This is a genomic window from Spiroplasma endosymbiont of Nebria brevicollis (genome assembly GCF_964030895.1).
In the GTDB taxonomy this organism is placed as follows: Bacteria; Bacillota_I; Bacilli_A; order Mycoplasmatales; family VBWQ01; genus Spiroplasma_E.
In genome coordinates this window covers 982259-994737 of the sequence record NZ_OZ034986.1, presented here as the reverse complement: position 1 = coordinate 994737, position 12479 = coordinate 982259, and the positions used below count along the sequence as shown (strand labels likewise).

The following is a 12479-nucleotide window of genomic DNA, read 5'->3' as shown; positions in this document are numbered from 1 at the left end:
GAAAGGAATTAATATAAATGCTTAATTGAAATATTATTACTCATAACTGTGATATTTGTCATAAACAATCATCTATAAATAATAGAACATGTAATAACTGTTTTTATAAATTAATAGGTAAAAATAATGAAATGTAAATTACATAATAAAAAATATATTTGAATTAGTGAAATAGATAATTCTTATTATTGTAATAAATGTATTAATAATATGATTGAAGAAGATATATATTTAACAAGTGATAACTATGATAGTTTATATAACTATTATATTAATGAATTACAATTAGAAAATTTTTAAAGGAGAAAAGATAATGAATCAATTAGAATTACAAAATGCAAGAAAATTAATAGATAAATTTGAAGAATTACAAGAAGAATTTAATAGTAAATATGAAGAATTTGAAATTGATAATGATGGTGATTTAAAAATTATGAAAGATTATTTTTCATATGAAAAAATAAATAAATTAGAACAAGTAATTATTCATTATAAAAAAATTATTAAAGGTTAAAGGAGAAAAATAATATGCAATATAATTATTTATTAAAATATAAAGTAAATTATACTAATAAAAGAAAACAAAAAATATTTTCTACAATTGAAAATGCTATTAATTTTCATAAAAATTATAAACATCATATATTAGAAAATGCTTATATTGAACATTATGAAATATTAGTAATGGAATTAGATATTAAAGGAGTTGAATTTTAATGTCAGCACATAAGAAAAATAAAGAAGATTTATTAAATAAACAAATGATTGTTAGATTAACTATAGATGAATATTATGAATTTAAAAAATATTGCTTAGAAAATCATATTACAATTAATGCTTTTTTAAGGAGTTTAATTAAAAATGCAATTAAAAAATAATTTAATTTTTAAAAAAGATACACATCAATATTTTTTAAATAAACAAGAAAAAATATCAGTATCTAAAATTATTCAATATTATTTATATGAAAATAAAAATCCTTATGAAAATATACCTTTTGATAGATTAGAAAATGCTAGATTAAGAGGAGAAACTGTTCATAAAGTAGCAGAATTATATTTTAAAAATATAAATATTAATAATATAAAAGATAAATTATTAAATAATATTCAACATTTATTTAATAAAAATTATTTACAATATTGTGAAAATTTATTAAATAATTTACAAGAATTTAAAGTAAATACTAAATATATATGTGAACAAGTATTTACTTATGATATTATTGCCGGAACACCAGATTTAATTTATAAAGAAAATAATTTATATACAATAATTGATTTTAAAACATTATCAAATATGTATAAAGAAAATAAAGAAAAATCAATATTACAATTAACTGCTTATTATTGAATATTAAAAAATAATGGTTTTAATTTATCAAATACACATTATATTTATTGAATTCAAAAAGATAATGTAGAAAAAATATTAGTAGAAATAACAGATGAATTAGTATATGAATGAGAAATGGCAATTGCACTTTGAAAGGAAAATCACTAATGGCAAATTTAATATTACCTAAAAATATAGATAAATCAAAAATACAACAATTTACTAACTATTATGAATTAACAAAATTAAATGATAAAAAATTATCAACATTAAATCCACAATCAGTTATTAATACTTTAGCAACTATATTTGAATTAGATTTAAGTAATAATCCAATTAAAAAAGAAATAGCATTAATACCTTATAATAATGAATTACAAGTACAAATACAAGAAGATGGTTTTTTAACTTTATTACAACGTTCAAATTGTGTAATTGATTTTCAAAGAGAAATTATTACTGATAAACATATTTTTAATAAAGAAACTCAACGTTGAGAATTAGACCCTAGTAAAATATTTGAAAATAAAATAATTATTGGTTATTATGGTATGATTTCTATTAAAAATTATTTAGGTAAAATAATTACTTTTATTAAAGGTATGACTAAACAAGAATGTGAAGAACATAGAAAAAAATATAGTAAAGCAAATGGTAATAGTCCATGAACTACTAGTTTTAATGCTATGGCACTTAAAACAGTTATTAAAGCAATTATTAGAGATATTAATAAAGACCCTAGTATTAAATTAGAAAATCAAAATATTATTGATAGAGCAATGCAAATTGATCAAGCAATAGTATTAGAAAATGAAAATATAATGTATGTTGATAATCCAAATAATGATAATAAAGAAATTAAATTAAAATCTATTGAAGAACCAAAAGAAGAAATAAATATTAATTATGAACAAATACAAACTAATATTGATAATTTAGATAAGGTAGTATTTAGTAATGAATAATTATTTACTTTCAATTGACCCAAGTATAAAAAATACTGGGTTTACATTATGAGAAAATAAAATACCAATATTAATAACTAGTCTTAATTTTTCTAAAAAAGATTATCATTATTTTACTGATTTTATTAATATGGTTTTTCTACAATGTCAAACTAATAATTTAGGTGTAATTGATGATAAAACAGATTATAGTTTATATTTAGTAATTGAACGTGGGATATTTAATCCAAAATTTGGTAAAGGTAAAGAAACATTAGACCATTTACGTGGTTTTATTGCTGGACAATTTAATAAATTATTAACTAAAGATATGTTAGTTAGTAGTAGTGAATGAAGAAAATGATATCAAAGTTTAGATGAAATTAAATATAATTGAAATTATAAACCTTGAACTAAAGAGTTATCAATTGAACTTTCTCAATTCATGATTAAGAACCATAATTGAAATATTAAAATTAAAGACCATGACCAAGCAGAAAGTTTATTAATTGGTTGATATTATTTAAATAAGGAAGTGAAATAATGGTTTGATGAGAAATATTAATAATTATAAATTCTACAATAATAGCATTAATAAATTTAGGTTGTTTTATTGTTTTATTACTTGATTTAGTAAGGAAAAAATAAAATGAAAACTAAATTAAAATGTATTTGTAAAGATTGTAATAGTAAAGTATTAATTAAATTACAATCTACAGATTTAGAAAATACTTCTGTTCAATTTTTTAAAATGTGTAAAAAACATCAATTAGATTTTAATAATAAAGTAAAAGAAATTAAAGAATATTATAAAAATAAGGAGTAAATAATGAATTTGATTGAGATTAATAACTAAATATAGATAATTTATATTTAATGATTTTTGTCTATTTTTATTTGATTTCAGGGACATCTTGTTCAAATCATTTCTTAATTAATTCATTATCAATAACAGATGAATTTGGAGTTTTTAATCATGGTTCTGTATCATGTGAAGCACTAACTAATCTCATTGTAGAAAATTGACTTAAATGATTTAATATTTTTTGAAATATTTTTTTATTATATTTAGGAGTTTCAAATTCTTGAAATCTATAAATATCTATCCCATTAGAACCACAATCTTTTAAAAAATTATATAATGGTTTTACTACTGGTCCATATGTTCAAGCATAAAAATTAATATTTATTATTTCTTTTTTAAGTTCTTTTCAATAATAACAATAAAGAAATAATAAGATTTTTTGTAATCTTAAATTACTAATATTTTCTTGCATTTCTTTTGGTATATTCTTATTTTTTTGTTCTTTATCATAAAATTTTATGATTTCTTTACATAATCCTTTTACTTTATTAATTTCCATTTTAATCACATCCGAACGATAACTTAGCAAAAACTATTATTTTATATTCACATATTAACATATTTAAAAAATGAATAATTGATAATACAAAAATATAATAAAAAAAGTTACTATTTCTAGTAACTTTTTAACCTTAAATTTAATCTATCAAAACTACTAAGAAAAAATAGATTAATTATATTATACATTAATATTTAAGATTGTGGGGGAATATTATTTTGTTTTATTATATAATCATCAACAACCTAATATTAAACCAAATATATTTAATAATATAAACAAAAAAATCTAAAATATATTAGTAAATGTTGCTAACGCAACTATTATAATGCACATAAAAACTAATATAGAAAAAAAAATACCAATAATTCCGCTTTTGTTTTTAATACTTTTTTTCTTTTCAATAGAGTTACATAATAATACTGCAGGTATTAAAAATACTATCATAAAAAAAGTTGCTATTACTGCTATTTTAACTAATATAATCTCATGAGTTGTTCCTAATAATCAATTCATTTAATTAAACCTCCTACTAATATGTTTATTATAACATGTTTATCTTGAATTTAGTATAATTTGTGAAATAGTTAAATTATAATATTTATAATATCTTATGTACTGTGTTAAACCTAAAACCGCTTTTTCACTGAATCAAGAAACTTCTAATTGCATAATATTTGGTAATAATTGTATTTTTCACTTAAATTCTTTGTCAGATAAATCACAAAATCCTAATATTGTGTCTTTTTGATTTTCAATACTTTGTGTAGTAATATTATCTTCAATTCTAGATTGCATATAAGTATTTTCAACACTATATACATTATTTTCATTTCTATCAATTTCTATTCCTATTTTACCATTACCATAATATCCGGCATATAATCCATGATATGTAATATTATGGTCTTCATAATATTTTAATTTTAATGAACTATTATATGTTAATAATTCTTTTAAATCTCTTGAAAAAACGAAGGTTTGAGATTTAGAAGGTTTAAAAATTTCTTTTGTAGAACAACCTTCCGTTTGATGATTAATAAACTCATCTGTTTCATATTCATAACTTAAGTATACATCTATACTTTTATAATATCTTTTTAAATCATTAAAAGTATTAATTAATAATGTAGGGTCTAAATAATCTTTAAAATTAATATCTATTTCTAAGGGTTTAATTTTTGGTGCTACATAATCATTTCAATTATAAGGTGAATATTGTAACTTATTATCATTACCTATACTAAATAAACTTTCTAATGGTAAATCCATTTTTATAGTTGGATTACTTGGAATAATAACTATTTGTTTTGCTATATTTTGTGGACTTGGTGGTAAGATATTTGCTGGATAACTAAATGTAGTTTCTTCAGTTTCTTTATATTCATCATGATTTAATTTATATAAAGTAGTTCAATTAAAAGCATTACTAGTTAATGCTCCTTTATTTTTATATCTAAATTGTGCTATTGAAAGTTCATTATAATCACCTTGATAAGTAAATGGATTATCACTATAAAATGTATGTCTTTCTTCACCTTGATGTAATGATTGAGTTACAATTGTATCAATAATGTATGCATAATTAGAACCATCACTAACACCATTACTTGTTGGATTTCATTGCATTTCTGTGTCTAAGTTAGTTAATGGACTTGCTATATCTAAAAATTCAGTATCTTCTGCTAAAATATAAACTTTATTATTTTTCTTTTGTGATAAATCAACTGTACTTATTTGTTCTTTTGTTTTTAATTTATGACCAGTTTTAGGGTCTCATGGATATACTGATATTCTATCAGTTAATTTCATAGTCATAGCAGTTGTAGAAACATTAGCACCTAATAATTTACCAATAGCAAAAGCATTTTCATTAGCAAAAGCATTTAATGGAATTAAACCACCATTACCAATAATATTTTCTAAATTATTTGTAAAAAATGCTGACATGAAACCATTAAAATATAACATTTTTTTATATTGTTGATTATTTTGATTAATAATAAAACCAATTGGAATACCTAAACTTAAAACATTTAATAATTTACCAATTAATGGTATATCACTTAAAGCAAAAGGTAATCATTGTACACTATCATAAGGCATTTGTATTAAACTACTAAATACTACTGAATTAAAATTTAATATAGCACTCATATATTTTTGACTTATTTTTGAATAATCTACAGTTGGTGAACCAATAATTAAATTAGTATCTGGGTCTTTATATTTAAAATTACTAGACATATCTACATTATAATTACCAGAGATATTATTAATATTTCATTCACTATCTCAAAAGAATTTAGCTTCTCCAATTGCTGTACCATTACTATTAGTTGCTTTTGTTTTATCAAATGCTAACATACCTTTAAAATCTTTTGTAACAAATAAATTTGCTTGTAAATTTAAACTAGTTGATAATCATTCTTTTCAATTTTTAAAATTAAGATATCCAGTAGGTTTTGCATCCATTAAATTATAAAATGTAGTTTCTGGATGACTATTAGTAGTTATTTTATCATTAATACCTGCTAATAAACCACCATTATTTTTAACTGATGTACTTGAACGGTCATTATTACCAGCAATAAATAATCTTCTTGAAGCAAATACTTTTTGTTCAAATATTTCATTATTATTAATTTGATTAGGTGCTTGACCTTGTATTATAGGTCTACCATAATAATAACAACTAGATAATAATTCTAAACCATAAGATTGTCTATGACTATATCTAACTCCAATATCACGCATTAAAGTACGATTTAACGTTACTAAACTATTTTGAATAGTAGGGGAAAGCATAACCACTACCTGGACTTGCATATTGTACATAATCAAGCGTATTTTGACCACTTGCTACTGCTCTATCATTAACTGAACTAAAAGTTAATACTTGCATACTAAATTCACCATTATAAGGACTATAATAATTAGTTACATTTGAAATATATAATAATTGTCTATCTTGATTTTTACCAGTATTACCACCAATATTTTCATTTTTATCATTAAATACACAAAAAAATTGTAAATAATCATCTACTGTAATTTGTTCTTCAAACATAACTAATATATATTGTCTTGTTGTAGAAATTGTTTTAAATAATTGATTATTAGGTAAACCACCAAAATCTACACCACTTGTATCATCAATTAAATAAGCATTTCAATAATCACCAATTTTATATTGTTTAGTATAATATTGGTCTTGTCCAGTAGTTTTATGAGTAGTTGGGTCTGTTATACCTTTATTTTTTTGATAGATTTTAGTACTATTTTTTCAAATACATACAACTGGAGTATTACCAGAAAGTATTAATTCATATTGACCAAAATCACTAATTTTACTATTAATAGGTTTATAACCAGTTTCAGTTAAAGGTATTGCTCCATTATTAATTATAAATGGAAATATTTTTCAATGACTTAAACGTTTAATTATTGCTTGTTGTCTCTTTAGATTTAGATGTGCGTGTTTCATTAATTGAATTCGTTGATGATTGCTCATTTTCACTATCTCCTAATTCTTTATTTAATTTTTTATTTTCTGTAATAATATTTTCAAATTTATTTTCTGCCATAAGTTGGTCAATATTATCATATTCACCAATTGCTTCACTTACTGTCATAGTACCATTATTTAATCTTGAATTAATAATTTGGTCTTGTACTATTTGGTCAGTCATTGCTATAGGTATAAATTTAAATGAATAAGGTCTTTCACCAATACCATTTCATAAATTTTCACTAATAAGAAGTAAATCAAATATACGATAAAAATAAGCACTATAAAATGCTATTTTAATTTCTGTTGTTTCCATATCAAATTTATTATTAAACATACTTTGTGTTTTATTAGTATAAACATCATTACCATGTTCATCATAATCATAACCAGAACCATTAAATATTGCTTTAGCAGTACCATTATAATCTAATCAATATTCACTAAATTTTGGGTCACCTTGTATAATTTGCATACTACCATTCCCATTTTTATCATATCCAGCACTACCAACATTAACTATCATATCTTTTTTAGGATTTTCAATAATATTACCATTTTCTTGCATTTCTTTAACTGTTTCATTATCTAATACAGCAAATAAAGTAGTAACATTAAATTCTCTTTCTAATCTTTTTTTCTTAATAACTTGATTTAAATCTCATATTAAATCTCATACTGCTGTACAATCTGGATATGCATTTAAAGTAGTTGTATTACCATATAAATTAATAATTGGTAAATTAGTTATTTCAAAAATAGGAATATAATTAAATGAATTTTTAATTTCATAAGTTTTTAATGGTGTTATATTTGGTTTTAATTTAGTTCTTGTAGAACCTAAAATAATATCTTTATTATTATCTTTATATGTTTCATATTTAACTTTTCCATTTTGTATTATTACTCAAGTTAAAGTAGCACTATCAGCTTGTTCATTAATAAAATAAAATTCTGCTGATTGTTCTTGTTCATTATATTTAGCAACTCTACCACAAAAACTATTAGGTAATATTTTAAGGGATTTACTATTATCTTCATTAATTATAATCATAATAAATACTTTACCCATTAGTGAATTTTGTAAACCAAATTTATAAAATTTTTCTAATCATTTATCTTTTAAATTCATTTCATTAAGATAATCTAATATTTCTTTTTTACTTGAATTAAATAAAAATCCTTTACCTAATCATAATTTAGTTGATTTTTGAGCAATAATCATTGGTATATCAATATATCAATCTTTTTTATCACAACTTAAATATTCCATTGTATTTATCATATTAATCACCACCAAAATTATTTTTATTAATTAATAATTTATTATTAATACCATTAATTAATCATTTCATTTCATGCATTAATGCATACATATCACTATCTCAAGTATCATCATGTAAATCTAACATTTTCGGACTATTATTAGTATCTAATTTCTTTTTATCTAATCATTGCATTAAACTATATTGTCTTTTAGTTTCTGGACATCTTTCTCAATTAAAACTAATAATATTTTTAAGCATACAAATTGTTGTAAAATCAATTCTATCATTTAAATATAAAATTGATTTATCTACTGCTATAAATTTTAATCATGTTATATTACGTTTTTTAACTCAACTTTTTAAAACATCAATAAATACTAACCCACCATTACCATAATCAACATAACAAGTAAAACCAAATAACATTGCTATATAACGTTTACTTTCATTAATATAATAATTAATAATATCATTTGCTAAAGTATCAGTATCTTTATATTGCATAGTAACATTACTATGATAAAATTCACTTTCTTTATGTGCTCTTCTACCATTATCATTTTCACCAATAAATCATAATGAAGCAGATGTAGGATGACCACTTGGACTTGTTGCCATACCTATATCTAAACCACCAGTTAATCTTTGTACTTGAAAATCTAATTTAGTATTAACTTTATCTAAATATCTAGCAAAAATAGCACCTTGTAAAATACTTGGTACACCATAATATCAACTTTGTGCTTTAATTGGATCTAATACTTTTAATTCTTCTAAATCATTAATCATATCTAATGTAAGATTATGAGCATTTACTTTTCAATTACTATAATGAAATAATTTAAAAATATTATTATCAAATATTGATTTAATTTGTTCATTTTTTTCTTTCATTATTTCTAAATTAAAAGGTACAATTTTATTCATATATTCAATATAATATTGATAAATATTATCTGGATTACAACTTTTTATTTTTATTCTTTTTTTAGCATTACCTAATGCAAATGTTATTGCTTGAAATTCTTGTTGACTAAATTCATTTGCTTCTTCACATCATTCAATTGCTAAATCAAAACCTTTTATTTCACTACGAGAAAGACCTTTTAAAGGTATTCTATCATTTGAATTACTATATACACCCATTACCCTAATAAATGATTTAAAACCTTTAAAACGAAAGTCTGCTTGCTTATTAGGGTATTTTAAAGTAAAGTCTTTATAATCATTCAATCCAATTATTATTAAAGCATTATATATTTCTTTTACTAAATCATTAATATCTTTATTTAATTTTCTAAATGCATAAATAGCAATTGATTTTTGTACTTTAATTGATATAACTATTAATATTGCTAATTCTTCTGCTATACTATATGTTTTACTAGAATATCTACTACCACTAAGATTATATTCACTATGAGTAAAATCACTTTTATTTAATAATCAATAACTAATTTCATTTAAATAAGTAAATTCTTTATTCATAATATTATTCCTGTAATTCTTCTAGTAAATATAAACCAGATGAATTATATAAATCAATTATAGTAACACAAACAATTTTTCTTTCTCGTGTACCAACTGGAATACTATTTAAATAAATTGCACCAGTAATTCCATAATTTCCTTTAACACTTCCAAAAAGATGACATATTTTTGGAGTAAGTGGTACTTGGTCTGGTAATAATTGTGGTGTAAATATAATTTCTAATTTTGGAGCATAACTATAATAAGGTTCAAGATTACTTACATTATTATAAGTTAATTTATATTTTTTATTAGGTTTTAATTCATATTCTATTTGTGTGTTATTTTTTATTAATTTTCCTACTTTTTTTCATTTTGGAATTCTCGGAGTAGGATTTGGATTATTTTTAAATTCAATATCTCAATAATTTTCTTCTATTTCATTAGTTTCTAAACTACTTGATTTAAGTTTTAAAGGTTTAGTTCTTTTATTTAATTCATTAATAGCACCAGTAATAGTTTTATCAGTAGTTTGTAAATTATCATCTTTAATATTTTGTTTTAAAACTATAATATTCATATTATTAGTTACTTCAGTATGAAGTTGACTAATTTTTAATTCTACTGATTTTATATCATTATTATGATTTTCAATACTTTCTTTTTTATCTAATAAATTATTAGTTTCTTCTTTTTTATAATAATCAGTTAAATCTGGCGGTTCACTACCACCAGTAGCACTAATAATATTATCTTTAATAGTTATATTAGTACCTGCAATTAATTTATCTTGTTTTAATAATAATTTATCATCTGCATATTTTTTTGGAATTAAAGTTCCATTTAAATAACTTGAGTAATCTTCTGTAAACGGATTAAAATTTTTATAAGCAACTCATTTATATATAAAATTAGGTACTAAAGTATGTTTTAAAATTTCAATAGCATTTTTTTTATCATCAAGGTCATCAAAATAAATTACTTTATCACTAACATCACTATTAACTATATGAGTTTCTTTATCATATTTAATATTAATAGTTTTTTTTGGACTTTTAAATTCAGGTACTGTAGTACTTGTATTAATACCTCTAGTATCAATATTAACAACTGGTCTTAACATATTTTGTGTATTAGTAATAGTAATTTTAGTTCTAATATCTAATGATTTTATATTAGTATATGGTATATATGCATTTAATGGACTATCTTCTCCACAATTTGAAATAAATTTATTAAAATAATTATTTTTTTGTGGTTCTATTCCTTTTAAATTAAAACCTTTAATATTTGGATATTCTTTAATTTTTCTTAAATAATTAAATACTTCGGGTGGGATAAAATAAGGGTCATCTGGATTAGTTTCACTATAAGTTAATCCACCTTGACTAATTGAACCTTGACCACGTAAATAATCTACATCTTTAGTTAATAAAAATCTAACATAATTAGTAGTTGCTGTTTGAACATTATTTGTAAAATCTGTTGGTGTTATTTCTGGTCATTTTTTACTAATAGTAAAACCACTTAAATAATCAATATTACTACTAGCTACAGATATTGCAAATCAAATTTCATTATCTGGAGTAGTTACTTTATCAAAAAATAATTCATTAAAATATTTTGATAATTTAAATTCTTCAACTGTAATAAATAATATTGGGTCTTTAATTGCCATAATTTACTCCTTAATGTAAAAATAAAGGGTATTTAAACCCTTTAAATTTTAATTTTAGTTACTTTTTTCTTATCTTTATTTGTTAATTCTTGACGTTTTGCTTTTTGAGCAATAATAAAATCTTCAAAATCTTTTTCATCAACATCAAAAGCATCTAATTTTTGTGCAATAGGAGTTTCTGTTAATTGTAATCTATCATTTAATTGTTTAATATTTAAAATAATATATTCAATTAATTTATTAATTTTAAGTTCTTTAGCAACTATATCTTGTTTATTTTTTTTAATTTTTTTTGAAATAATAGATAATACAAAAGTAATAATAACACCACTAGTAACTGCTCCTCCTATAATTCCACTTAATAAATATACTGTTAAATTCATTTTTTATTACACCTTTTCTATTTGAATTTTATTTGAATGATTTTTACATAAAATACATTCTTTTTTATGTTTTTTAATTTGTTGATATTGATAAATTAAATAAGGACTTGTAATAATAATTGGAATTATTATTAATCCAAATTTAAGTAATTTTCCATAATTACCTAATTTAGTTGCTAGATTTAATCCTATATGACTAAACATTGGAAATAAAGTTAAAACCAAATGGTCAGGTCAAGTAAAATTATATTGAGTTGTATAACTTCCAATTCCCATTTCTATTGGTATTTTAGGTAGTAATCATGGTGTTATTGTAAAAAATAATGTTATTAATATACCAATAATATGACTAGTTATTTTTAAAATATTAGATATTAATATTTTGATTTTATCTATATGAGTACTATTTTTATTAAATCAAATTTTATTTAATTTTTTATATTCTTTATTATCTTTTGATATTGGATTAATAGTATTTCATATACCAATTGGTTTAATAGGTTTTGTTAAATCTATATCCATATAA

Annotated in this window: 17 protein-coding genes; 8 read left to right on the top strand and 9 right to left on the bottom strand. The window is 21.2% G+C overall.

Features of this window, described 5'->3' with window-relative positions; genetic code table 4:
- Nucleotides 1-126 precede the first annotated feature (126 nt).
- From AAHM98_RS05800 to AAHM98_RS05765, 8 genes are all read left to right on the top strand, one after another.
- Nucleotides 127-300: a hypothetical protein gene (locus AAHM98_RS05800; RefSeq protein ID WP_342275760.1), complete on the top strand. Its 174-nt coding sequence runs from the start codon at nucleotides 127-129 to the stop codon at nucleotides 298-300.
- Nucleotides 301-313: 13 nt separating this feature from the next.
- The gene (locus AAHM98_RS05795; protein WP_342275935.1) at nucleotides 314-514 is read left to right on the top strand and encodes a hypothetical protein; all 201 of its coding nucleotides are present in this window, start codon (nucleotides 314-316) and stop codon (nucleotides 512-514) included.
- Between the two features lie 14 nt (nucleotides 515-528).
- A complete protein-coding gene (locus AAHM98_RS05790) occupies nucleotides 529-717 on the top strand; it encodes a hypothetical protein (RefSeq protein WP_342275758.1) in 189 nt (62 codons plus the stop codon).
- On the top strand, nucleotides 717-878 hold the full coding sequence (locus AAHM98_RS05785) for a hypothetical protein (protein ID WP_342275757.1): 162 nt from the start codon (nucleotides 717-719) through the stop codon (nucleotides 876-878). The genes AAHM98_RS05790 and AAHM98_RS05785 overlap by 1 nt, the downstream gene beginning before the upstream one ends.
- Entirely contained in the window at nucleotides 862-1503 is a 642-nt protein-coding gene (locus AAHM98_RS05780) for a PD-(D/E)XK nuclease family protein (RefSeq protein ID WP_342275798.1), read from the top strand. Before AAHM98_RS05785 ends, AAHM98_RS05780 begins: the two co-directional genes overlap by 17 nt.
- Complete coding sequence (locus AAHM98_RS05775; RefSeq protein ID WP_342275934.1) at nucleotides 1503-2300, top strand: recombinase RecT; 798 nt, start codon at nucleotides 1503-1505, stop codon at nucleotides 2298-2300. The genes AAHM98_RS05780 and AAHM98_RS05775 overlap by 1 nt, the downstream gene beginning before the upstream one ends.
- Complete coding sequence (locus tag AAHM98_RS05770) at nucleotides 2293-2823, top strand: hypothetical protein (RefSeq protein WP_342275933.1); 531 nt, start codon at nucleotides 2293-2295, stop codon at nucleotides 2821-2823. Before AAHM98_RS05775 ends, AAHM98_RS05770 begins: the two co-directional genes overlap by 8 nt.
- Before the next feature lie 105 nt (nucleotides 2824-2928).
- Complete coding sequence (locus tag AAHM98_RS05765; RefSeq protein ID WP_342275753.1) at nucleotides 2929-3105, top strand: hypothetical protein; 177 nt, start codon at nucleotides 2929-2931, stop codon at nucleotides 3103-3105.
- Nucleotides 3106-3172: 67 nt separating this feature from the next.
- Here the strand turns inward: AAHM98_RS05765 and AAHM98_RS05760 are convergent, their stop codons facing one another.
- The 9 genes from AAHM98_RS05760 to AAHM98_RS05720 form a co-directional block, all read right to left on the bottom strand.
- Nucleotides 3173-3643 (bottom strand): Panacea domain-containing protein, encoded by a 471-nt coding sequence (locus AAHM98_RS05760; protein WP_342275932.1) that lies wholly within the window; start codon nucleotides 3641-3643, stop codon nucleotides 3173-3175.
- Between the two features lie 288 nt (nucleotides 3644-3931).
- Nucleotides 3932-4159, bottom strand: a complete 228-nt coding sequence (locus AAHM98_RS05755) for a hypothetical protein (RefSeq protein WP_342275931.1) — start codon at nucleotides 4157-4159, stop codon at nucleotides 3932-3934.
- A 39-nt stretch (nucleotides 4160-4198) separates the two neighbouring features.
- Nucleotides 4199-6472, bottom strand: a complete 2274-nt coding sequence (locus tag AAHM98_RS05750) for a hypothetical protein (protein ID WP_342275930.1) — start codon at nucleotides 6470-6472, stop codon at nucleotides 4199-4201.
- The gene (locus tag AAHM98_RS05745) at nucleotides 6426-7130 is read right to left on the bottom strand and encodes a hypothetical protein (RefSeq protein WP_342275929.1); all 705 of its coding nucleotides are present in this window, start codon (nucleotides 7128-7130) and stop codon (nucleotides 6426-6428) included. Before AAHM98_RS05745 ends, AAHM98_RS05750 begins: the two co-directional genes overlap by 47 nt.
- Nucleotides 7084-8439: a hypothetical protein gene (locus tag AAHM98_RS05740; protein WP_342275928.1), complete on the bottom strand. Its 1356-nt coding sequence runs from the start codon at nucleotides 8437-8439 to the stop codon at nucleotides 7084-7086. The genes AAHM98_RS05745 and AAHM98_RS05740 overlap by 47 nt, the downstream gene beginning before the upstream one ends.
- A gap of 1 nt (nucleotide 8440) precedes the next feature.
- On the bottom strand, nucleotides 8441-9910 hold the full coding sequence (locus tag AAHM98_RS05735) for a hypothetical protein (RefSeq protein ID WP_342275927.1): 1470 nt from the start codon (nucleotides 9908-9910) through the stop codon (nucleotides 8441-8443).
- Between the two features lie 4 nt (nucleotides 9911-9914).
- Nucleotides 9915-11570 carry a hypothetical protein gene (locus tag AAHM98_RS05730; protein WP_342275926.1) on the bottom strand — a complete coding sequence of 552 codons (1656 nt, stop codon included), beginning with the start codon at nucleotides 11568-11570 and terminating at the stop codon, nucleotides 9915-9917.
- A gap of 41 nt (nucleotides 11571-11611) precedes the next feature.
- Nucleotides 11612-11953 carry a hypothetical protein gene (locus AAHM98_RS05725; RefSeq protein WP_342275748.1) on the bottom strand — a complete coding sequence of 114 codons (342 nt, stop codon included), beginning with the start codon at nucleotides 11951-11953 and terminating at the stop codon, nucleotides 11612-11614.
- 6 nt (nucleotides 11954-11959) lie between these two features.
- Nucleotides 11960-12475 carry a hypothetical protein gene (locus AAHM98_RS05720; protein ID WP_342275917.1) on the bottom strand — a complete coding sequence of 172 codons (516 nt, stop codon included), beginning with the start codon at nucleotides 12473-12475 and terminating at the stop codon, nucleotides 11960-11962.
- Between the last annotated feature and the right edge of the window lie 4 nt (nucleotides 12476-12479).